This window comes from Pseudomonas sp. S4_EA_1b, assembly GCF_016307435.1.
In the GTDB taxonomy this organism is placed as follows: domain Bacteria; phylum Pseudomonadota; class Gammaproteobacteria; order Pseudomonadales; family Pseudomonadaceae; genus Aquipseudomonas; species Aquipseudomonas rhodesiae.
Genome location: NZ_JAEILC010000062.1, coordinates 36,154 through 57,071 on the forward strand (window position 1 = coordinate 36,154; position 20,918 = coordinate 57,071).

28 protein-coding genes and 1 pseudogene are annotated in these 20,918 nt (G+C 63.3%); 12 read left to right on the top strand and 17 right to left on the bottom strand.

Annotated elements, in window-relative coordinates:
* Window positions 1-111: 111 nt before the first annotated feature.
* Window positions 112-1,317 (top strand): TPM domain-containing protein, encoded by a 1,206-nt coding sequence (locus tag YA0848_RS19885; RefSeq protein WP_169903159.1) that lies wholly within the window; start codon window positions 112-114, stop codon window positions 1,315-1,317.
* A gap of 14 nt (window positions 1,318-1,331) precedes the next feature.
* Here YA0848_RS19885 and YA0848_RS19890 read toward each other — a convergent pair whose 3' ends face one another.
* Window positions 1,332-1,757 carry a GNAT family N-acetyltransferase gene (locus YA0848_RS19890; protein ID WP_169868714.1) on the bottom strand — a complete coding sequence of 142 codons (426 nt, stop codon included), beginning with the start codon at window positions 1,755-1,757 and terminating at the stop codon, window positions 1,332-1,334.
* A 17-nt stretch (window positions 1,758-1,774) separates the two neighbouring features.
* Entirely contained in the window at window positions 1,775-2,266 is a 492-nt protein-coding gene (locus YA0848_RS19895) for a GNAT family N-acetyltransferase (protein ID WP_034098519.1), read from the bottom strand.
* A gap of 143 nt (window positions 2,267-2,409) precedes the next feature.
* Here YA0848_RS19895 and YA0848_RS19900 point away from each other — a divergent pair, with 143 nt between their 5' ends.
* Window positions 2,410-2,844 carry a GNAT family N-acetyltransferase gene (locus YA0848_RS19900; protein WP_169903158.1) on the top strand — a complete coding sequence of 145 codons (435 nt, stop codon included), beginning with the start codon at window positions 2,410-2,412 and terminating at the stop codon, window positions 2,842-2,844.
* 227 nt (window positions 2,845-3,071) lie between these two features.
* Entirely contained in the window at window positions 3,072-3,401 is a 330-nt protein-coding gene (locus YA0848_RS19905; protein WP_034098512.1) for a DHCW motif cupin fold protein, read from the top strand.
* A gap of 42 nt (window positions 3,402-3,443) precedes the next feature.
* On the opposite strand, the gene YA0848_RS19910 is transcribed toward YA0848_RS19905, so the two are convergent.
* Both YA0848_RS19910 and YA0848_RS19915 read right to left on the bottom strand, forming a co-directional pair.
* The gene (locus YA0848_RS19910) at window positions 3,444-3,911 is read right to left on the bottom strand and encodes a copper chaperone PCu(A)C (protein WP_034098510.1); all 468 of its coding nucleotides are present in this window, start codon (window positions 3,909-3,911) and stop codon (window positions 3,444-3,446) included.
* Window positions 3,911-4,516 (bottom strand): SCO family protein, encoded by a 606-nt coding sequence (locus YA0848_RS19915; protein WP_034098508.1) that lies wholly within the window; start codon window positions 4,514-4,516, stop codon window positions 3,911-3,913. Before YA0848_RS19915 ends, YA0848_RS19910 begins: the two co-directional genes overlap by 1 nt.
* 195 nt (window positions 4,517-4,711) lie before the next feature.
* Between YA0848_RS19915 and YA0848_RS19920 the strand changes: the two genes are divergently transcribed.
* The 4 genes from YA0848_RS19920 (at window position 4,712) to YA0848_RS19935 (ending at window position 7,523) form a co-directional block, all read left to right on the top strand.
* The gene (locus YA0848_RS19920) at window positions 4,712-5,095 is read left to right on the top strand and encodes a DUF2946 domain-containing protein (protein WP_169903157.1); all 384 of its coding nucleotides are present in this window, start codon (window positions 4,712-4,714) and stop codon (window positions 5,093-5,095) included.
* Window positions 5,096-5,156: 61 nt separating this feature from the next.
* Entirely contained in the window at window positions 5,157-5,678 is a 522-nt protein-coding gene (locus tag YA0848_RS19925; protein ID WP_034098505.1) for a putative natural product biosynthesis protein, read from the top strand.
* A gap of 67 nt (window positions 5,679-5,745) precedes the next feature.
* Window positions 5,746-6,189: a membrane protein gene (locus tag YA0848_RS19930; RefSeq protein ID WP_034098503.1), complete on the top strand. Its 444-nt coding sequence runs from the start codon at window positions 5,746-5,748 to the stop codon at window positions 6,187-6,189.
* A 77-nt stretch (window positions 6,190-6,266) separates the two neighbouring features.
* Entirely contained in the window at window positions 6,267-7,523 is a 1,257-nt protein-coding gene (locus tag YA0848_RS19935) for a coproporphyrinogen III oxidase (RefSeq protein ID WP_169903156.1), read from the top strand.
* Here the strand turns inward: YA0848_RS19935 and YA0848_RS19940 are convergent.
* From YA0848_RS19940 to nirS, 11 genes are read right to left on the bottom strand one after another with little or no spacing between them, the layout of a single operon-like run.
* On the bottom strand, window positions 7,520-8,974 hold the full coding sequence (locus YA0848_RS19940) for a nitrite reductase (protein WP_169903155.1): 1,455 nt from the start codon (window positions 8,972-8,974) through the stop codon (window positions 7,520-7,522). The genes YA0848_RS19935 and YA0848_RS19940 overlap by 4 nt on opposite strands.
* Window positions 8,971-9,792 (bottom strand): uroporphyrinogen-III C-methyltransferase, encoded by an 822-nt coding sequence (cobA, locus tag YA0848_RS19945; RefSeq protein WP_169903154.1) that lies wholly within the window; start codon window positions 9,790-9,792, stop codon window positions 8,971-8,973. The genes YA0848_RS19940 and cobA overlap by 4 nt, the downstream gene beginning before the upstream one ends.
* Window positions 9,793-9,835: 43 nt before the next feature.
* Window positions 9,836-11,014 carry a heme d1 biosynthesis radical SAM protein NirJ gene (gene nirJ, locus YA0848_RS19950; protein ID WP_169903153.1) on the bottom strand — a complete coding sequence of 393 codons (1,179 nt, stop codon included), beginning with the start codon at window positions 11,012-11,014 and terminating at the stop codon, window positions 9,836-9,838.
* A 13-nt stretch (window positions 11,015-11,027) separates the two neighbouring features.
* Window positions 11,028-11,528, bottom strand: a complete 501-nt coding sequence (gene ahbB / locus YA0848_RS19955; RefSeq protein ID WP_034098495.1) for a siroheme decarboxylase subunit beta — start codon at window positions 11,526-11,528, stop codon at window positions 11,028-11,030.
* Window positions 11,503-11,946 carry an Lrp/AsnC family transcriptional regulator gene (locus YA0848_RS19960; protein ID WP_034098493.1) on the bottom strand — a complete coding sequence of 148 codons (444 nt, stop codon included), beginning with the start codon at window positions 11,944-11,946 and terminating at the stop codon, window positions 11,503-11,505. Before YA0848_RS19960 ends, ahbB (YA0848_RS19955) begins: the two co-directional genes overlap by 26 nt.
* The gene (gene ahbB, locus YA0848_RS19965) at window positions 11,939-12,427 is read right to left on the bottom strand and encodes a siroheme decarboxylase subunit beta (protein WP_034099829.1); all 489 of its coding nucleotides are present in this window, start codon (window positions 12,425-12,427) and stop codon (window positions 11,939-11,941) included. Before ahbB (YA0848_RS19965) ends, YA0848_RS19960 begins: the two co-directional genes overlap by 8 nt.
* Before the next feature lie 23 nt (window positions 12,428-12,450).
* On the bottom strand, window positions 12,451-12,909 hold the full coding sequence (locus YA0848_RS19970) for an Lrp/AsnC family transcriptional regulator (RefSeq protein WP_034098492.1): 459 nt from the start codon (window positions 12,907-12,909) through the stop codon (window positions 12,451-12,453).
* Window position 12,910: 1 nt separating this feature from the next.
* Entirely contained in the window at window positions 12,911-14,080 is a 1,170-nt protein-coding gene (locus tag YA0848_RS19975; protein WP_169903152.1) for a cytochrome D1 domain-containing protein, read from the bottom strand.
* Complete coding sequence (locus YA0848_RS19980; protein WP_034114060.1) at window positions 14,077-14,394, bottom strand: c-type cytochrome; 318 nt, start codon at window positions 14,392-14,394, stop codon at window positions 14,077-14,079. The genes YA0848_RS19975 and YA0848_RS19980 overlap by 4 nt, the downstream gene beginning before the upstream one ends.
* Before the next feature lie 16 nt (window positions 14,395-14,410).
* On the bottom strand, window positions 14,411-14,725 hold the full coding sequence (locus YA0848_RS19985) for a c-type cytochrome (protein WP_034098486.1): 315 nt from the start codon (window positions 14,723-14,725) through the stop codon (window positions 14,411-14,413).
* A gap of 24 nt (window positions 14,726-14,749) precedes the next feature.
* Entirely contained in the window at window positions 14,750-16,291 is a 1,542-nt protein-coding gene (gene nirS, locus YA0848_RS19990) for a nitrite reductase (protein ID WP_232925149.1), read from the bottom strand.
* A 327-nt stretch (window positions 16,292-16,618) separates the two neighbouring features.
* On the opposite strand from nirS, the gene YA0848_RS19995 reads away from it, so the two are divergent.
* Genes YA0848_RS19995 through YA0848_RS20005 form a run of 3 tightly spaced genes read left to right on the top strand, consistent with a single transcriptional unit; the run spans window position 16,619 to window position 18,175 of the window.
* Complete coding sequence (locus tag YA0848_RS19995) at window positions 16,619-17,395, top strand: CbbQ/NirQ/NorQ/GpvN family protein (RefSeq protein WP_034098482.1); 777 nt, start codon at window positions 16,619-16,621, stop codon at window positions 17,393-17,395.
* Window positions 17,379-17,951, top strand: coding sequence for a cytochrome c oxidase subunit 3 (locus tag YA0848_RS20000; protein WP_034098480.1), 573 nt, complete (start codon window positions 17,379-17,381; stop codon window positions 17,949-17,951). The genes YA0848_RS19995 and YA0848_RS20000 overlap by 17 nt, the downstream gene beginning before the upstream one ends.
* Window positions 17,948-18,175: a cytochrome C oxidase subunit IV family protein gene (locus YA0848_RS20005; RefSeq protein ID WP_034098479.1), complete on the top strand. Its 228-nt coding sequence runs from the start codon at window positions 17,948-17,950 to the stop codon at window positions 18,173-18,175. Before YA0848_RS20000 ends, YA0848_RS20005 begins: the two co-directional genes overlap by 4 nt.
* A gap of 106 nt (window positions 18,176-18,281) precedes the next feature.
* Here YA0848_RS20005 and YA0848_RS20010 read toward each other — a convergent pair whose 3' ends face one another.
* Complete coding sequence (locus YA0848_RS20010; protein WP_034098477.1) at window positions 18,282-18,671, bottom strand: addiction module antidote protein; 390 nt, start codon at window positions 18,669-18,671, stop codon at window positions 18,282-18,284.
* A 1-nt stretch (window position 18,672) separates the two neighbouring features.
* Window positions 18,673-18,759, bottom strand: a pseudogene (locus YA0848_RS36695) (type II toxin-antitoxin system RelE/ParE family toxin); the annotation flags it as partial.
* A 239-nt stretch (window positions 18,760-18,998) separates the two neighbouring features.
* Between YA0848_RS36695 and YA0848_RS20015 the strand changes: the two are divergent.
* A complete protein-coding gene (locus YA0848_RS20015; protein ID WP_034098475.1) occupies window positions 18,999-19,439 on the top strand; it encodes a c-type cytochrome in 441 nt (146 codons plus the stop codon).
* 3 nt (window positions 19,440-19,442) lie between these two features.
* Window positions 19,443-20,864, top strand: a complete 1,422-nt coding sequence (locus tag YA0848_RS20020) for a cbb3-type cytochrome c oxidase subunit I (protein WP_034098474.1) — start codon at window positions 19,443-19,445, stop codon at window positions 20,862-20,864.
* Window positions 20,865-20,918: the final 54 nt, after the last annotated feature.

Sequence of the window (20,918 nt, forward strand, 5' to 3'; positions counted from 1 at the left end):
TGGCGTATCGCTATTGGCGGCCAGTTTAGATAGTCAAGCGCTTTGGGTCACGCGTTATAGCGCCGATGGGGTAAAGTCGGCGCCTTCAGGAAGAAACCTCAGGTAACAAATATGATGCGTCGGTTGCGGCAAACACTTTTGAGTCTGCTGGTGCTTGTGTGTGCCAGCCTGTTGCTGACCGTTCGCGCCGAGACTTCTCCCATCGGCGTCGCCTTGGACCAGCGGGTGATCGACCTGACCGATACCTTGGACGCCACTACTACCGCCGGTCTCAAGCAACAATTGGCTGACTTGGAACAGCGCAAAGGCGCGCAAGTCGCCGTGCTGTTGGTGCCCACCCTAGGCGGCGCGGACCTTGAGGACTATACCAATCAACTGTTCCGCGCCTGGAAACTGGGGCGCAAGGACGTTAACGACGGCATCCTGTTGCTGGTGGCCAAGGACGATCGCAAGGTACGCATCGAAGTAGGCTACGGCCTTGAAGGCACGGTCACCGACCTGCTGGCGCACCGCATCATCGCGGAACATATCACCCCGGCTTTTCGCCAGGGCGACTATGCAGGCGGGATACAACAAGCGGTCGATGACCTGACCACATTAGTGGATGGCGGCGATCTGCCCGCGGTCGCCGATACCGCCATTGCGCCCGGCGCTATCGCGGTGTTGCTGGCATTTATCCTCGGCGCCATCGGTGGTGTGCTGCTCGCGGCGCGCAAGCTGGATTGGCGCGCTGCGCTGATCGCCACACTGCTGATTACCGTCGGTTTGGCGATCTTTGCCGGTGGCCGCGAATGGCTAATGTACCTGCTGGTAGTGCCGCTGACCCTGTTGATCGGCGGCGCGACATTCGGCGCATTGTGGCTGGCGCGCGCGGCCTTCTACGGCGTGATAGGGCTATTGACCTATATCCTCGGGGTGGTGATAGCCAATCGGTTTGTGGAGGTCAGCTATGTCCACTGGCTGGCGTGGCCGCTGGGTGGCCTGGTGGTCCTAGGGTTGTACGTCCTGCTGTTTCTGCTGATCAAGGCGTCCTGGAAGAACAGCCCGCGCGGGTTCCTGCTGCGATTGCTTGCGGTGGCGGCGATCTACGCAGCGGCGGGGCTGCTGCTGGGGCACGGCGCCCAGGGCTGGCTGATCGCGGTGCCGATCGCATCGTTTCTGGCGCTGTTTGTGTTTATCCAAAGCAGCGCGGGGACCGGGTCGGGTGGCGGGTCAAACTCCAGCAGTTCCAGTTCCAGTTCCAGTTCCAGTTCCAGCAGCAGTTCATCCGGTGGCGGCGGTTCCAGCGGCGGTGGCGGGGCGTCAGGGAGTTGGTGAAGTCACGCCAGCGTTCACAGGGTCTTGGACAAGAACACCCGGCTACTGCCGACGGGGTCGCACGGGATCTCGCCAAACCGCACCCACCCGTGTTTTTCGTAGAACCCCGGCGCCTGGAAACTGAGGGTATACAGCACCGCCTGCCGGCAGCCTCGGCGCCGGGCTTCATCCTCGAAAGCGTGCAGCAACTGCCGGCCCAACCCGGCACCGCGCAGTGAGTCGGGCAGGTGGAACAGATCGAGGAACGCCATGCCGAGGGTGGTTTTACCGCTGATGCCGCCAAGGATTTGCTGGGTGTCCGGATCTTTGATCAACAGCGTGAGCGGCACGCGGTCGTTGTAACCGGTGACGGCCTCGTTGAACGCGGCCAGACCGCCACCCAGAATGCGCTCGGCTTCGGGGTTGGGTTGGTCGCTGATTTCAATGCGCGGTGCGGTCATCATCGATCCTCCCTGGATTACAGCGCCATCACCATCTCATGCCACGCCATCCCGCCGTGATCCGAAGGCGATGGGCGTACATAGGTGTAGCCCATGCGCGTATACAGCGGCACATGCTGCTCTTTGCACATCAGATGAATCGTCTGTTTGCCCATGACGCGCATGCGTTGCACGAACTCGGTCATCAGCACGTTGGAATAGCCGTGGCCCTGATGTGCCGGGTCGACCACCACCGACATGATCACCACATTCGGCGCCTCGGGCGCATGGCCCACCAACTCCTTGAACGCCTCGTCCGACATCACCACCTGATGGGCGCAGCCGCTGTTGATAAACCCCACCACCTCGCCATCCGCCTCCAGGATCAGAAAACCCTGGGGGTACTGCGCAATGCGCGTGGCGATCTTTTCCAGCGTCGCGGCTTCGTCGCCTTCGTAGGCGGCGATTTCGATTGCATAGCAGCGAGCGGCATCAGTGGGGAGGGCGTTGCGCAGGGTTAGGGCAGGCATCGGTGTTTCCTGGGACATTGAGCGAAAGGCCACATCATAGCGCTGCTACAGCGGCTTCGCTGAGACGATGGGCCAAACGCCGGTCAAAAGGGCTTAAGCTGCGTCCCACGCCCTATAACGCCCGTTCACACAAGGCTTGTGCCATGCCGACTCTTCGCACCATGACCCCGACCGACTACGACGCCGTCCTCGCTTTGATGCAAAGCACCCCCGGTATTTCCCTGCGCGACGCGGACGCTCGTGACGCCACCGAGCGCTACCTGGCGCGCAATCCGGGGCTCAGTTTCGTGGCTGAAAGCGAGGGGCGATTGATCGGCTGCGTCATGTGCGGCCATGATGGACGGCGCGGTTACCTGCAACACCTGTTGGTGCTGCCGGATTCTCGCCGCCAGGGTATCGCGCAAGCCTTGGTGCAGCGCTGTCTCAATGAGCTGGAACACCTGGGCATCCACAAATGCCACCTCGATGTGTTCAAGAGCAACACGGGGGCCGCCGGGTTTTGGCGAGGTCGGGGTTGGCAGTTACGGACGGATATCGACCGGTATTCATTTATCCCAACGGGGCACGAGAACCCATGAAGCAAGGAATACAAAAAGTCCCTGTGGGAGCGCACCAGCTTTAGCGAGGCCGCGATAGCGGTGGATCAAGCGCTGAAGATGTCGCAATACCACCGCCTTCGCAGTTTTGCTGACCTCGGCTGTCCCCACAACCATCTGTATGCCACAAGCCCCCTCCATCTGTGTCTACCCGCCCCCCAATCAGCCAGTTAGCCTTCAAGCTACCCTAACCCACGACCGAGTCCCCCATGGATCTTACCGCCGTCCCGTTTTGCACCACCGATTGGTCCACTGTTGAACCGGTCATCTACCCCGGTGTGACCGGCAGCGCTACCTGGCGCACCGGGCACTTTGGTACGACTCGCGTGCGTATGGTGGAGTACAGCGCCGGGTACCTGGCGGATCATTGGTGCACCCGCGGGCATGTGCTGCTGTGTCTGGAGGGCGAGTTGCACACCGAGCTGGCGGATGGGCGTCGGTTTACGTTGACGGCCGGGATGAGTTATCAGGTGGGCAATGAGATGGAAGCGCACCGTTCATCGACGCTGGACGGTGCGAAGCTGTTTATCGTGGATTGATGGGCGGGTTGAGGTGAGCCAACCCGAACCGAACGGGTGCAATTAGTGCTTATGGCTAGGGGCCGTGCCGTCCACGCCACGAGCGATGGCTTTGACTTCAACGGCTTGCTGCTCGCCCTTGGCGTTTTCCACGGTCAGGGTCAGCGGCACCGGATCGCCTTCTTTGATCTGGCCGGTCAGGCCCATCAGCATCACATGGTAGCCATTGGGGTCGAGGGTGACGGCTTTGCCGGCAGGCAGGGCCACCGAGTCCACCGGGCCCATGCGCATCACGTCGTCTTGCATGCTCATTTCATGGATCTGCACGTCCTTGGCCACCGGCGAGGCCACGCGCAGCAGCTTGCTGTCGACGTCGGCGGTGACGGTCATGAATGCGCCGCTGGCGGGTTGGCCCGGGACGGTCGCGCGGACCCAGGCGTCGCTGACCTGCACCTGGGCGCTGGCGTGGGCGGCGAGGCCCAGCAGGGTCAGGCCGAGGGTGAGGCGCTTGAGGTGTTGAACGGCAGTCATTAGCAGACCTCCATGACGGTGAGCAGGTCTTCTGCGCACTCTTGAGCGGTAAGGGATGCCTGGAGCCCCAGGCGCAGGTTGCCACGGGTGTCGAAGACAAAACTGGTGGCGGTATGGGACAGGGTGTAGGTGTCGCCGGCAGGGATCTTTTCATAAAAGATGCCGAATTCCTTGGCGGCCACGGCGATTTCTTCCGGGGTGCCGTACAGCGCTTCGAAACTGGGGTCGAAGGCCTTGACGTACTTGTCGAGTATCTCCGGCGTGTCGCGCTCTGGGTCCAGGGTGATAAAGATCACCTGCATGATCTCGCCGTCGCGGCCCATCAGCTTCTTGGCCTGCGCCGCGCGGGCGAGGGTGGTGGGGCACACCGCCGGGCATTGGGTAAAGCCGAAGAACACTACCGGCATCAGGCCGCGATAGGAACTGAGGGTGACCGTCTCGCCCTCGGTGTTCTTGAGCTTGAACGTGCGACCCATGATCTTGTCGCTCAAGTCCTTGCCGTACTTGAAGTTCAGTTTGGGGCTATTGTCACAACCGGCCAGCAGGCCCAGGCCCAACAAGCCCATACCGGTCAGGACCTTGCGGCGGGTAAATAACGTACTCATCAACTGTGCATCCTGTGAAACGCCTGCATTGCGCTGGATCTACCCATCAAGCCGTGAAAAAGCAGGCATTTGAAGTAAGAAACGAGGAGGGCGGCAAGTCTACCAACCCACGCCGGCCTGCGTAATCTGCGACGTTCTGCCACAGGGGCGCGTCGCGCTTCATCCGTTGGCGGCTGGGATGGTAGAGTCGCGGCCATGAAATTGAGCCTGCCCGACCGTTCGCTGATCGCCTGGATCCTGTACTGCTGCGTGCTGATGAACCTGTTCGTGTGCGGTTTGAGCCATGGCCAGATGCTCGGCCAGCAGCTCAATGGAATCGGCGGGGCGTTCTGTTCGGTGGACGGCAAACCGGCGCCACTTTCCGATAAAGGGTCGGGCGACGCGGCTTCCAGCAACATTTCGAACTACTTTGCCTGCCCGGTGTGCGCCGCCTTGACCGTCGCCCTGGTGTTCTTGATCGGCTTGGCCTGGCTGCTCGGCCTGGGTCAAACTCCGCGCACAGCCCATGCCCAGCGCAACAAAGCGCCGCCGCGCTACGCCTGGCCCTCGGCCAACCCCCGCGCTTCTCCCGCCTGCTGACGTGTGCCTTGGGCCCCTTGTGACCAGGGGGCGTTCTATCGTCACGAGTGTGAGTGCGTTCATGAATCATCCATCGCCAGCCGGCGCCCTGCGCCTGCGTGCAGCACCGGCGCCTGCGCAATACCCCAGTAATGCCCGCTGTTTCGTCCACCTGGACGCGCGTCTGTTGCCTTATTGGCACAGCCTGTTCGACATCTGCCCGGCGCTGCTCAAGCTCGACCCGCCCGAAGGCCTGAACCTGTTTCGCAGCTTTATGACCTGGGCCTACCGCAACCAGCCGGCCGCGGATTGGACCTACCACCTGAACGTGTGCCGTTGGTTGCTCGGCTCGGCCTACCGCACGCGCATCAATGAGGAACCCATCGAAGCGTTCATGGCCGCCGCTGCGGCGAGTTGGATCAATACCGACCACAGCCAGGCCGAGGGCATCGTGCTGGCGTGGCGCGCGCTGCGGGTATTCGATTGGAAAGTCACGCCGCCCGCCACCGTTGAGCAACCGCCATTGCCAGCGTCCGGCTGGGATTTCGCCTGGAGCCCGCTGAGCCGGCGCGGTGAGTGCTGCGGCTGGCAGGTGCTGACTTGATCGGCATCAAGGTGGCCCGCCGCCGCGCGCGCCACACTGCAATCCCGGCGCGACCTGTGAGGCCATCATGCTCTATCTGCTGTTTCTGTTGGCCCACCTGTTCGCGGCGCTGATCTTTATCGGCACGGTGTTTTTCGAAGTGCTGATCCTGGCCAAGGTACAGGCGCAATTGCCCGCCCGGGCGCGGGTGTTGGTGGAACAAGGCATCGGCCGCCGCGCCCGGGCGCTGATGCCGTGGGTGCTGTTGGTGCTGTTCGGTGCCGGTCTCGGGATGGTCTGGCTGCGCTACCTGCCGGTGCTGGCCGCGCCTACGGCGTCGTCCTTTGGCATGTTGCTTTCGCTCAAACTGCTACTGGCCGCCAGTGTGCTGCTGCATTTTGTGACGACCTTACTGCTTATGCGCCGTGGCCGCGCCAGCGAGCGCTACCTGCGCGGGGTACACCTGAGTCTGTTTGCGCATATGGTCGCCATCGTGCTGTTGGCCAAGAGCATGTTCTACCTCAGCTGGTAGGGCCCTTGATGCACATCAAGGTGCGTCGAGGCCCGCCGCCGGACAATGGCTCACCGCCCCTTGATCCGGAGCCTGCCATGCACACTGTCATCCCCCTCGCTCGTCACGGTCCAGGCGTGCTGGACCTGAATGGCCAGGCCGATATCCGCCGTTTCCACCCCGGCATAGGCTCTCTGGATATGTTGCGCGCCCTGCGCACCAGCCGCCAACGGCAACGCCCGCTGGCCGTGACCTTGCATTGGCCGGCCAACCCACCGAGTGACGAGTACCCACGCAGCCTGGCCCAAGAGATCCAGCTGGTCGGCTGCCACTTGGGCGCTCGCCAGCCGCTGGAGTACTTCCAGTGGCGCGGCGCTGCGAGCATCGGCGCGGTACAAACGCTGATGGCGAACATGCGCGAGCGCTTTCATTTTCTTGCCCCTGGCCGTGGTGACTACGGCATCGACCTCGACCCGTACCACACCGATTGGGCCGGCATGGGTCTGCTGCGCGACCTGGGCTTCAACCACGTCTGTATCGGCGTGCCCGACGCGCGTGCCGAAGGGGTGCACGCCCTGGCCTGGTACCGCGACCCTGCGCCGATCCAGTCCTTGATCGATGCGGCGCGCACTTTCGATTTCCGTTCGGTCAGCGTCGATCTCGGCTACGGCAGCGCCTGGCAGACCCTCGCCAGCTTCGATACCAAGCTGGCCAGCCTGATCGCCCTGGAGCCGGACCGCCTGCAGGTGTTTGACTACGCCCGGCCGCCCAGCCGTTATCTGGCCCAGCCTGCCCAGGCGCAATGCAGCGCGGCGGATAAAGCCGAAATGCGCCAGTTGTGCTTCGAGCGCCTCGGCGCGGCGGGTTACCACTACATCGGCCTGGGCCTGTTTGCCCGTGGCGACGACGACCTGATCCAGGCCCAGGAGCGCGGCCGCCTGAGCCGCACCAGCGAAGGCTTCACTCTGCACGGCTATTGCGACCATATCGGCCTGGGCCTGGGCGCCATCAGCCAGATCGACGGCTTGTGCGCGCAAAACGGCAGCACCGAACCGGCCTACGCCCGAGCCCTGCACAATGGCCAGCTCCCCACCTGCCAGGGCTGGCAACGCCAGGTCGGCGACGGGTTGCGCGAATACGTGGTGGAGCGCTTGGCCTGCGACCTGGAACTGGATATCCAGGCGATTGAGCGGCGTTACGGGTTGGTGTTTTCCCAGTATTTCGCCACGCTCTGGCCGCTATTGGAGCAATGGGCGCGGGACGGCCTGATCGAATTGTCGGCGCAGTTTCTGTGTGTGCTGCCGGACGGGCGCCGGCAGGTGGATGAGCTGTGTGGGTTGTTCGAACAGGCCTAGTGGGAGGTGCCTTCGGCGAACTCGATTTTATTGCCCACGTTGTATTTGCCCGACGGCTTGTTCATGGGCAGGCGCTTGACCTCCTTGAGGGTTTGGCTGTCGTAGACGATCAACGCGCCGTCCGTGGCCCAGATGCTCAGTAACACGTAGCGCCCGTCGCGGGTGAATTCCACATGGGCGGCGGTCTTGCCCGGCACCGGGCGCAAGGTGTGGGCGATTTCCAGGGTCTGTTTGTCGATCAGGTGGATGGCGTCGTTGTCCGGGCCGAAGAACACGTCGCTCCATACATAGCGTGAGTTCACATGGCTGCGCATAAAGAAGCCTGGCCCCAGGGTGGGAATCTGTTTGATCAGCGCCCAGGTGTTCAGGTCGATCACCGAGATTTGCCCTTTGCTGATATTCGGTGTGGCGAACACCCAGTGCCCATCGCGTTGCCAATAGGTGCCCGAGCCCAGGTGCGGCATGCCCGCCAGCGGGATATCGGTGACCACCGCGCCGCTGTCCAGGTCGATTACCTGGCCGCCCCCGGCCTTGCGCGAGGTGGCGACCAACTGTCGGTAATCGGGAGAAAACGAAAAGTCATCGAGCACGTCCTGGGCCTGGATGCGCCGGGGCTCGAAGCGCGGTTGCGCGTCGGCATACGCCAGTTCCCACACCTCGTTCAGATCCTTGAGCGCGACGATAAAGCTGTTGCGCGGCGGTGCGGTGTACACGGCGCTGACCCGCGAACCAGTGTCCAGAATCTTGACCAGCGACAGATCGCGCGCATCCAGCAACACCAGATTGCCCGGCAGGTAGTTGCCCGCCAGCACCCAGCGCCCGTCTTTGCTCACCGCCAGGTTGCGAGTGTTGAGGCCAACGCGGGTTTCGGCGATCAGCCTGAGGTTATGCAGGTCGTATTGGCTGATCCAGCCGTCCCGGGAGGCGAAGTACACAAAGCGCCCATCCGGGGAAAACTTCGGCCCGCCGTGTACCGCGAAGTGGGTGGGGAAGCGGTCCAGCACGTTGAAAGTGTCACCGTCGAGAATGTCCATGTGGTGATCCCCCGATTCCACCACCACAAACAGGTTGAGCGGGTCGGCGTGGTGCTGCGGGGTGGTCGGCAGTTGGTTCAGGTTCGCCAGTACGGTGTGGCTGGCGCGGATCGCCTGGGCATCCCAGGTCGGTGGCGATGCCGGCGGCTGTTGCAGAAAATCCACCAGGCCGTCGATGCGCGCGCTGTCCAATTGCGCGGCGAATCCGGCCATTTGGCTGGCGGGGCGGCCGTCGCGGATCACCTGGCGCGCCTCGTCAGGCTTGATCCGCCCCAGGCTTTCGGGCAACAACGCCGGGCCGGTGGCGCCGATGCGGTTGAGGCCGTGGCACTGCTCACAGTACTGGCGGTAATCCTCGGCCGGCGTACCGTGGGCGACGTTGGCCCACAACAGCGGCACTAGCAGCAGGCGTTTCATACCGCCACCGCTGCGCGCGGCGCTGCCAGGCTGGCCGGGAAGTGCAGGGCGGCGCCGGCGAACAGGTCCACGACCTGGCCGATCACCGTCAGGGTTGGCACGCCGGGTTCGCAGTCGGCGGCCAGGGTCGGCAACTGGCGCAAGGTGCCACGGGCCACCTGTTGATCGGCGCGCGCACCGTTGCTGATCAGCGCCGCCGGGGTATCCGCCGACAAACCGGCAGCCACCAGGTGTTCGGCGATCAGCGCCAGGTTCGACAGGCCCATATAGAACACCAGGGTCTGGCTCGGCTCGGCGAGGCTGGCCCAGGGTAATTTCAGCGCACCGTCGCGCTGCAGGTGCCCGGTGACGAAACGGCACGAGTTGACCAGATCGCGATGGGTCAACGGGATTCCGGCGTAGGCGCTGCACCCGGACGCGGCGGTGATCCCTGGCACCACTTGGCACGGAATATCCCGCGCCAGCAGGTATTCGAGCTCCTCGGCGCCGCGCCCGAAAATAAACGGGTCGCCGCCCTTGAGGCGCACCACGCGCTGGCCTTCGCCGGCCAGTTCCGCCAGCAGTTCGTTGAGTTGATCCTGGGGCAGGCTGTGATGGCCGCTGGCCTTGCCCACGTAATGGCGGGCGCAGGTGAGCGGGATCAGCGTGAGCAGTTCGGCGCTGATCAGCCGGTCGAACACCACGGCATCGGCCTGCATCAGCAGGCTCCAGGCGCGCAAGGTAAGCAGGCGTGGGTCGCCGGGTCCGGCGCCCACCAGCGCGACTTCACCGGGATGCAACGGGCTGTGCAGGCTGGGGGGGAGGGCAGTGGTGTGCATGGGACATCCTTGGTCGATCATCAGGAGCGCTGCCCCGGTTGTGTCACCGGGTGGAGCACGGAATCAGGTTGGGCGAGCGCGTGGCAATTTCATCGTCGCTCAGGTAGCAACCCGGGTCCGGGCCCCACAGGTCGCCATCGGCCCAGGCGCGGGTACGGGTGTTGCCGTTGCAGATCGGCAGCCAGCGACACTCGGCGCAGCGCCCGCCGATGCGGCGCGGGTATTCGCGCAGGCGCTGCAGCAAGGGGTCGGGTTGGTCGAGCCAGAGCTGGCGGAATGTGGTGTTGCGCACATTGCCCACCGAGTGCTGCCACCAGTAGGTGTCCGGATGCACCTCGCCGGTGTTGTCGATATTGGCGATGCCGCTGCCCGACGCATTGCCGCCCCAACCGTGCAACAGGTGCTCCAGCTGCGGGTAATGCTCGGGCAGATGGCGATGTACCCATTGCAGCAATAGCACCGCGTCGGCGTCGTTGTTGCCGCTGACAAAATCGCTGGCCACGCCGTTTTCGATGTCCTCCCAGGCTTGCTGGAAAATCAGCGCCATGGCGTCGCGGCTGATCTGCCGGTGCGCGTCCAGTTGGCGGCTGCGCTTGCCGCGCCCGCTGTAGTTGAGGTGCGACAGGTAGAACTTCTGCACGTCGTAAGCGCGCATCAGCGCGAGCAATTGCGGCAGCTGCGCGTGGTTGTCCTGGGTCAGGGTGGTCCGCAGGCCCACGCGGATGCCTGCTTCGCGGCACAGACGTATGCCATGCAACGAGCGCTGGAAGCTGCCGTGTGACTGGCGAAAGGCATCGTGGGTCGCCTCCAGGCCATCGATACTGATGCCCACGTAGTCGAAATGCGCGTCGGCAATCTGCTGGATATTGCGCTCATCAATCAGCGTGCCGTTGGTGGACAACGCCACGAAAAAGCCTTTGTCGCGAGCGTAGGCGCTCAGCTGGAATATATCTGCGCGCAGCAGCGGCTCGCCGCCGGAAAGGATCAGTACGCGCACGCCGGCTTCGTGCAGGTCATCGATCACCCGCAGCGCGGTGGCGGTGTCCAGCTCATCGCGGAACACACTGTCGGCGCTGGTGGCATAGCAATGCTTGCAGGTCAGGTTGCACCGGCGCAGCAGGTTCCAGATCACCACTGGCGGCCGCTTGCTGCCGGGGGCCGAGACGCGCGGCGCCGGGCATTGGCCGGCCAGGGTGCGCAAGTACTGACTGATTCGCAGCATGGGCTATTCCTTTTCAGTGCGCCGGCGGCAAGCGCAGGCCGGTTTTTTTCAGGATGCGACTGCTCACCAGCATCTCGTCGGCGCGGCAGGCATCGGCAAGCAAAAAACGCAGGTGCTCGCGGTAGCTGTCGATTTCTTCACGACTGCGCCCATGCACCATGGCGAACAAGTTGTAGGGCCAGCCCACGCGCCGGGGGCGGCGGTAGCAGTGGCTCACGAACGGCTGCGCGCCTATCAGTTCGCCCAGGCGCGGCAGTTGCTCGTCGGCCACGTCCCACACAGTCATGCCGTTATGCCGATAGCCCAGGCGGTAATGGTTGGGCACCGCCGCGATACGCCGAATCACGCCCTCGGTTTGCAGGCGCTTGAGCAGGTCGAGGGTCGACTCGACGCTGATTCCCAACTGCTCGGCCAGCCACGCCCACGGGTCTTCCAGCAGCGGCAGGCCGTCTTGGGTGAGGGCGATCAGGCGCAGGGCCAGGGGGCTGTCAGACCGGGAAATGCAGACCGACATGGTAGGTGTGCTCCTTGGGCAGGTTGAGCACCGTCAACCCGGTCAGGGTTTCGATGCGCGACAGGGTGGCGTCGAGTTCCTCAGGGCTGGCGCAGGCCAGCACGAACCACATGTTCCAGGCATGTTCGCGGCGGTAGTTGTGGGCCACCTGGGGCAGGGCGTTGAGCTGCTCGGCGACGGCATCGAAGCGCGCCTCGGGCACTGCCAGCGCGGCCAAGGTGAATGCCCCGCCGACGCGCTCGATATCAAACATCGGGCCGAACCGGGTGAGCACGCCGTCTTCAAGCAACGCGTGCAGGCGGTCGAGTACCTCACCGGGGGCGCAGCCGAGTTCCTGCGCCACTGACTGCCAGGGCTGACGTACCAGGGGCAGGCCGTGTTGCAGGCGATTGATCAATTGGCGATCCCGTTCATCCATGGGCCCACACCTGCGACGGTGGCGGCGCAAAACGTCCGCCGCATTGTTTGAACGCGTGGGTACTGAACAGCACCTGGTGGGGAAGGTCGTTGAGCAGGTGCTCGGCCAATAGCGTCTCGATGTGCGCCTCGACCACCGCGCGCTCGCGGCCGTGGACCATGCAAAACAGGTTGTAGCGCCACTGCGGCAGGCGTCGCGGACGCTGGTAACACAGGTTCACCCCCGGCGCGCGGCCCAGGCGCTGGCCGACGTTATCCACCAAGGCATCCGGCACATCCAGCACCAGCATGGCGTTGGCCACAAAACCCAGGGCGCGATGGTTGAGTACCAGTCCGACGCGCCGGAACAAGCCTTGTTCATGCCAGTGCTGCATTTGCTGCAACACCTGGTCGTGATGGGCACCGATCTGCTCCGCCAGCGCGTCGTAAGGCCGCGAGACCCGTGGCAAACCGCGCTCCAGGCACTGGCGCAGGTCGAGCATCTGCTCCTGGGTCAGCGGCGCGATCACGGATGCCCTCCCAGGGAGAACCCGAGGTCGATGCGGTAGGCGCTGAGCATCGGCAGATCCAGCGGTGTCAGGCCGGTGTCTTGTTCCAGCTCATCGAGGATCTGCTGTAGATGTTGACGGTGCGGGCCGGTCACCACAAACCACAGGTTGTAGTGATGCTCGCGGGCGTAGTTGTGATTGACTTCCGGGTATTGGCTGACCCGCGCCGCCACCTGTTCCAGGCGTTCGGCCGGGACTGCCAAGGCGGCCAGGGTGCTGGCACCGGCGCGGGTATGTTCGAACACCGGGCCGACGCGCGAGAGGGCGCCGGCCAGCTCCAGGCGTTGCAGGCAGGTCATCAGTTCGGCCTCGCTGCACTTCAAGACCTGGGCCATTTCCCGGTACGGTTCGGCGCACAGCGGCATGCCGTGCTGGTAGCGTTCGATCAAGTGCTGGCTGAGTCGATCAAGGTCCATCTCAATACCCCATTTTTTGTGCACGAGTGCTGAAGAAAATTCCGCTGGGGCTCAAGGCCGGCAAGGTCTTGAGCAAGGTCATTCGATACGGGTCCCAGACCTGCACCTGCTCGCCGTCGCGCACCGACAGCCACAGCTGTTCGCCGCGCCCGGTGAACTCCATGTGCAGCACACCGGGGCCGGGGCGCAGGTCGGCGACCACTTGGTGGGTTTCGCTGTCGATCACCTGCACGCGGTCGTTGTCCGGGTAGGCGAAATTGACCCACAGCTGGCGCCCATCCGGCCGTGCGGTGACGAAGATCGGTTGGCCGGCCACGGCGATCGCGGCGCTCTGCTGCCAACTGCGCGCGTCCATCACCAACACCTGGTGTCGGCCCACGGCGGGCACGAACGCTTGGTTGTCGGCTACGGCCCAGCCTTCCAGGTGCGGCATTTTGTACACCGGCAACTTGGCCTGGCCGCGTCCGTAGTCCTTGAGTACCCGTTGCACACCGCGCTCCGGGTGCCACAGGTCGAGCTGGGCCATGCCGTCCTCGCCGAACAGACCGGCCATGTAGTAGCGACCGTCGGCGGTGATCAGTGCGTCATAGGGCTGCTCGCCGATGTCGGTGAAACGGGTGAGGGTTGGGGTGTTGCCGTGGCTGAAGTCCGCGCTCCAGATCTCGCCGGTGTCGAACAGGCTGAACACGAAACGCTGCCCCGGCGCGTCCACTAGGCCCACCACCCGCGAGCGTTTGCCGTTGGCCAGGGGCGTGGCGGGAATGTCGGCGACCAGTTCCAAGTTGACGGCATCGAACACCTTGACCCCGCCCGGCTGGTAGTTGGACACGGCAATCAGGCGGCCATCCTGGCTGATCGCGCCGCCAATACTGTTGCCGCCCTGGATGATGCGTTTAGCGATGCGCTGGGTCAGCAAGTCGACCTTGGTCAAGCCGCCGTCGCGGGCAAACACATAGGCATAGCGTTGGTCGCGGGAAAACACCGCCGAGGCGTGGGACAGATCGCCCAGCCCTTCGATGCGCGCCAGCTCGGTCATGCCGCTGCTCTCGACGATCTGCACACTGCCGCTGGCCCGTTCGATCACCAACCCCAGATCACCGCTGCCGCGCAGCGTCGGTTGGGCACAGGCGCCGAGCAGCAGGCACAGGGAGAACACGGCGGGTCGCATCATGGGGTGGGGCGTCCTTGCAGCAGGCGGTCGGCCAGCCAGGCAATATCGCCGGCGCTGAGCAGTGGGCCCCAGCCGGGCATGGCGCGGGCTGGGCGACCGTAAGTGATGGTGGCGATCAGGCTGGCGCGGGGTTGGCCGGCCAGGGCCTGGGGCGTGAGGGGCGGGCCGAGGCCGCCGGTCAGGTGCAGGCCATGGCAGGCGCCGCAGTCCTGGGTCAGCAGGTGTTCGAGGCGGGCGGCGTCGGGTGTCGCCGTCGCCCACGCGGGGACCAGCATGAGCAGCGCCATGGCCGAACCGAACATCGATGCTTTCATGGCGTGCTCCTTGTGGTTATTTCAAGCTCAGGACCCAATCGGCCAACACCTTGGCTTCTTCATCGGTGACCTGGTTCGGCGGCATAGGGATCGGCCCCCAGTTACCCTGGGTGCCGTTCTTGATATGACTGGCCAGGGTCGCGGCGGCGTCTTTCACGCCGGTGTTCTTGGCGGCGACTTCCTTCATGGCCGGGCCTACCAACTTGCTGTCCAGGGTGTGGCAGCCGACACAGGGTTTACTGTTGAACAGGGCTTGGCCGTCTTGAGCCAGGGCCGGTTGCAGGCTGAACGCAGCGCTGCAAGCCAGCAGTGCGAGGAGCATATTTTTCATGGGCGGACCTCGTGTTGATGGGGCTCAATAAATGTCGTGTTGGGTGTTGTAAACGTTGAATTTGCCGGTCGGGGTGATCAGGCGTTTGTCCTTGATCACCTGCTTGAGCTTCAGGGTTTTGTCATCGATCACCACCAGCGCCGATTCTTCGGTCTGGCCGTTCCACACCGAGAACCACACCTCGTCGCCGGCCTTGTTGTATTCCGGTTGCACCACGCGCATAGCGCCTTGCTTGATCCCCGAGTATTCGGCGATCGGCAGCACGGTGTAGCCCTTGTCGAGCTGGTTGATATCGAACACCGCCACCGACTGGCTGAGCTTGGCGTCGGGGTTGAGGGTGGTGTCCACGTACAGGTGATGGGAGTTGGGGTGGGTCTTGATAAACAGCGAACCGCCGCCCTGGCCCTTGAGGGTTTCCACCTGTTTCCAGGCGTATTGCGGGTGCTTGATCGGGTCGGTGCCGATCACCGAAATTCCGCCGTCGCCCAAGTGGCTGGTGGCCCACACCGGCCCGTAGGTGGGGTGGATAAAGTTGGCGCCACGCCCGGGGTGCGGGGTCTTGCCCACGTCCACCAGCGCGGCCAGGGTGCGCGCCTTGGAGTCGATCACCGCCACCTTGTTCGAGTTGTTGGCCGCTGTGAGGAAGTAGCGGTGGGTGCTGTCCCAGCCGCCGTCGTGCAGGAACGGCGCGGCGTCGATGGTGGTGATGGTGAGGTTCTTGATGTCCTGGTAGTTGACCAGCATGACCTTGCCGGTTTCCTTGACGTTGACGATGAACTCCGGCCACTCGTGGGACGCGATGATCGCCGCCACACGGGGTTCTGGGTGGTACTCCTGCTTGTCGACGGTCATGCCGCGAGTGGAGACGATCTGCTTGGGTTCCAGGGTCTCGCCGTCCATCAGGGTGAACTGCGGCGGCCAGTAGGCCCCGGCAATCGTGTACTTGTCTTCGTAGCCCTTGAACTTCGAGGTCTCCACCGACCGCGCTTCGATGCCCACCTTGATTTCGGCGACTTTGGTGGGCTCGGCGGGCCACAGGTCGATCATGTCGATCTTGGCGTCACGGCCGATCACCAGCAGGTAGCGACCCGAGGCGGAGATCCGCGAAATATGCACGGCATAACCGGTGTCGATCAGCTTGACGATCTGCTTGGTGTCGCCGTCCACCAGGGCGATCTTGCCGTCGTCGCGCAAGGTCACCGAAAACAGGTTTTGCAGGTTGAGGTGATTGAGCTGTTTTTTCGGGCGGTCTTCGGGCTTGACCAGCACTTTCCAGGTCTTGAGCGTCTCGGCCATGCCCCATTCCGGCGGCGTCGGCGCGGTGTGCTGGATAAAGGTGGCCATGCTGCTGATCTGCGCTTTGGTCAGCGCATTGGAGGTACCCCAGTTCGGCATGCCGGCGGGCGAGCCGTAGGTGATGAGCGCTTCCAGGTAGGCCTGGCCGCGAGCCTGGGTGATATCCGGCGTCAGGGGCTTGCCGGTGGCTCCCTTGCGCAGCACGCCGTGGCAGCCGGCGCAGCGTTCGAAATAGATCTGTTTGGACGCGTCGAAATCAGCCTGGCTCATGTCCGGCGCGCCGGCGGTCTTGACCACGGCGGGCTGGGCGTTGCCGTGGGCGCTCAGGGGCAGGGTCAGGGCCAGTGCGCAGCCGAGGCTGGCGAGGCTTAAGGTGAAGGGGTTCGTGCGGCGAGTCAGCATTCCATTTACTCCTCAGGCGAGACCTTTGCGGTGCCTCGCAACACGGTGCGGGGCGCAGGTTCTTAGTGCCGGGCCAGACTATGGCGTGGCCTCGCAAAGCTCGCTTGACGGCGATCAAGTTTGCCTGGGTTAGCGCTTGCCAGGTTGTCGCAGGCGCCCTTAGCGTGGCCCTCGAACCCGCCTCGGATATACACGATGAACGCGCCTTTCTATCAGCCTCTCGACAACGAACAGCGTCTGTTCGAACACGCCTGGCAGCACCGCATGCCGGTGCTGATCAAGGGCCCCACCGGCTGCGGCAAGACCCGCTTCGTGCAGCACATGGCGCATCGCCTGAACCTGCCCCTGTACACCGTGGCCTGCCACGACGATCTGAGCGCCGCCGACCTGGTCGGTCGCCATCTGATCGGCAGCCAAGGCACCTGGTGGCAGGACGGCCCGCTGACCCGCGCTGTGCGCGAGGGCGGCATCTGCTACCTCGATGAAGTGGTCGAAGCGCGCCAGGACACCGCCGTGGTCCTGCACCCGGTGGCCGACGACCGTCGCGAGCTGTACCTGGAACGCACCGGCGAAGTGGTCAAGGCGCCGCCGTCATTCATGCTGGTGGTGTCATATAACCCCGGTTACCAGAACCTGCTCAAGGGCATGAAACCCAGCACTCGCCAGCGTTTCGTGGCGCTGCGTTTCGACTACCCGGCGGCGGCGGACGAAGCGCGTATCGTCGCGCGCGAAGCGCAGGTGGATAACGCCCTGGCCAGCCAGGTGGTGCGCCTTGGCCAAGCCTTGCGGCGCCTCGATCAGCACGACCTGGAGGAAGTGGCCTCCACCCGCCTGCTGATTTTTACCGCGCGCCTGATCGCCGCCGGCATGCCGCCGCGCGAAGCGTGCATGGCCTGCCTGGCCCAGGCCCTGAGCGACGACCCGCAAACCATCGCGGCGCTGATGGACGTGGTGGATGTGCACTTTGCCTGAGCCCCGGCGCCTGCCGGGGGACGTGGCGATGTGGTTGTTCATCCTCGCTGAACTGACCGTGTTCGCGATATTGATCCTGGCGTTTGCCGTGACCCAGCGGCTCCAGCCCGAGGTGTTCGCCCTAGGGCGCGCGCAACTGGATACCTCGACCGGCCTGGCAATGACCTACAGCCTGTTGAGCGCGGGTGCGTTGGCCGCATTGGCCGTGCAGCAGGTGCGCCTGGGTCGCGCGCGGCGCGGTAGTGTCTTGCTGCTCGGCGCATGGCTGGTGGCGCTGGTGTATGTGTGGATCAAACTCACCGAATACCGCCATCTGATCGACGCAGGGCTGGGGCTTGAGCGCAGCACATTCTTCACCTTGTACTGGATCGTCACCGGCTTTCACTTTTTGCATGTGCTGCTGGGCCTGGTGATTCTCGCTTGGCTCGGGTGGCGCTGCTGGCAACGGCAGTACCTGGCACCGCGCTTGAGTGGACTGGAGTCCGGCGTGTTGTATTGGCACATGGTCGACCTGGTGTGGGTGGTGTTGTTTGCCCTGGTATATGTGATCCGATGAACAGCTCAGTGAGGTTGTGGCTGTGTTGGGCGGGCCTGATGGTACTGAGCCTCGGCACCGTGTGGAGTGGCGCGGCGGGGGTAGTGGTGTTGCTGGCGATGGTCAAGGGCTGGGTGATTGTGGATGGGTTTATGGAGTTGCGGCACGGGCCCTGGAAGTGGAGGGTGGCGATGCTGGGGTGGGGGCTGGTGGTGTTGGCGGGGATTGTGGGGTTGAGTGCTTGAGAATTCGATCACCCTTAAGGACCTGGCAGGACACCAATGCCTGAACCGCGCGCCTCGTGGCCTGGGGCGCTGGGAGGCGAGCCTCCCACTGAGGACGGTCGTTCGCTCAGAGCTTACCGGGCGCCGCCGGCTTGGTTCGTACAGTTCTCTTGAGTCTCGCTGCTGCAATCGGCTGTACAGTCAGTTCGACACCTAAGGCCAGCATCAGCTTCTGGACCGTTTCATAACGGGTTTTCGAGCCACCCTTGAGCGTTTTATACAGGCTCTCGCGATTAACCCCCGCGGCCTCCGCGACCTTGTTCACACCTTGGGCCTTGGCCACTTCGGCAAGCGCTTTCATCAGCAACTGCGGGTCGTGCGAGTGCATGCTTTGCGCCAGATAAGCGCTGATGGTTTCCGGGCTGTCGAGGAAGCGCGAAGACTCATAAACGCTTGTGCCGGATGTATCAAGATCGAGGACCGGCATGTCCTCGGGTTTGAATTTCGATTCAGTCATTTCATCCACCTCTCAGGGCATCGAGAATCTCTTTTGCCCGTTTGATCGCTCTTTTCCGGTCGGTTTTATCACTGCCCCAAAGCATCAATTAGAAAATACCTAGTCCAGAGGTCGTACGTGCGGCCAGACGAGACTATTAGCGCGTGTTTCTCCTTCTGCCTTCATGCGCTGAAGCTCGTTTAGAGGACTCCCATTTGTGCCGAATGAAGTGGCAGGTGGGTCCGTTCCATACCCGACTAAAACCATCAACATTTCTTGATCGCCATCAAGCCGTTTTCGCCCGCCGCCTTCCTATCATGACCCCCGCCAAGCCATGAGGAAGCGACCATGTCAGATACCTTCACCAAGGGCATGGCCAGGAATATCTACTTCGGAGGAAGCGTGTTCTTCTTCCTGATTTTCCTGGCCCTGACCTATCACACCGAACAAACCTTTCCCACCCGCAGCAACGTTGATCAGCTCACCGAATCGGTGGTGCGTGGCAAGGGTGTGTGGGAGCGCAACAATTGCATCGGCTGCCACACCCTGCTCGGCGAGGGCGCGTACTTTGCGCCGGAGCTGGGCAATGTGTTCAAGCGGCGCGGGGGTGACGAGGGGTTTAAACCGTTCCTGCATGCCTGGATGAAAATGCAGCCCCTGGGGGTTCCGGGGCGTCGGGCCATGCCGCAATTCAACCTCACTGACCAAGAGGTGGATGACATGGCCGAGTTCCTTAAATGGAGTTCGAAGATCGATACCAATAACTGGCCACCGAACAAGGAGGGCTGAGCCATGCACAGCGCCAACCCCTATCTGAAATTCCAATCCCAGGCCGTGGCCAAACCCTACTTCGTGTTTGCGCTGATGCTGTTCGTCGGCCAGGTGCTGTTCGGGCTGATCATGGGCCTGCAATACGTAATCGGCGATTTTCTGTTCCCGCTGATTCCTTTCAACGTGGCACGGATGGTTCACACCAATCTGCTGATCGTGTGGCTGCTGTTCGGCTTTATGGGAGCCGCGTATTACTTGGTGCCCGAAGAGGCCGACCGTGAACTGCACAGCCCCAAACTGGCGATCCTGCTGTTCTGGGTGTTCGCCGTGGCGGGGGTGCTGACCATTCTCGGCTACCTGCTGGTGCCGTATGCGGCGTTGGCCAAACTGACCCACAACGAACTGCTGCCGACCATGGGGCGTGAGTTTCTTGAGCAACCGACCATCACTAAAATGGGCATCGTGGTGGTGTGCCTGGGCTTTCTCTACAACATCGGCATGACCCTGCTCAAAGGCCGCAAAACCACGGTCAGCCTGGTGATGATGACCGGTCTGATCGGCCTCGCGGTGTTCTTCCTGTTCTCCTTCTACAACCCCGGCAACCTGGCACGGGACAAGTTCTACTGGTGGTGGGTGGTGCATCTGTGGGTGGAAGGCGTGTGGGAATTGATCATGGGCTCGATGCTGGCGTTCGTGCTGATCAAGGTCACCGGGGTCGACCGCGAAGTGGTGGAAAAATGGCTGTACGTGATCATCGCCATGGCCTTGATCACCGGCATCATCGGCACCGGCCACCACTTTTTCTGGATCGGCGCACCGGAGGTGTGGCTGTGGGTCGGTTCGATCTTCTCGGCCCTGGAACCGCTGCCGTTCCTGGCGATGGTGATGTTCGCCTTCACCATGGTCAAACGCCGGCGGCGCCAGCACCCCAATCGCGCGGCGACGTTGTGGGCAAAGGGCACCACGGTCACGGCGTTTTTCGGCGCGGGTGTGTGGGGGTTCCTGCATACCCTGGCACCGGTCAACTTCTACACCCACGGCACTCAGCTCACGGCGGCTCACGGCCACCTGGCGTTCTTCGGCGCCTACGCCATGATCGTGATGACCTTGATCAGCTACGCCATGCCGCGCTTGCGCGGAATCGGTGAAGCGCCGGATGCGCGCTCGCAGACCGTCGAAGTGTGGGGCTTCTGGATGATGGTGCTGTCGATGGTGATGATCACGCTGTTCCTCACCGCCGCCGGCGCCGTGCAAGTGTGGTTGCAGCGCTGGCCGGTGGATGGCGTGGCACTACCGTTCATGGCCACGGTGGAGCATCTGCGCCTGCTGTTCTGGGCCAGATTGGTTTGCGGCCTGGTGTTCCTGCTTGGGCTGCTCTGCTACCTGTACAGCTTCCGGCAACGCGCCCGGATGGCTGGAGCAGCGGTGCCGATCGTCTACTGAAAGTAACGCGATCCCAATGTGGGAGCAGATTTGTTGTAGTGAGCAGGCTTGCCC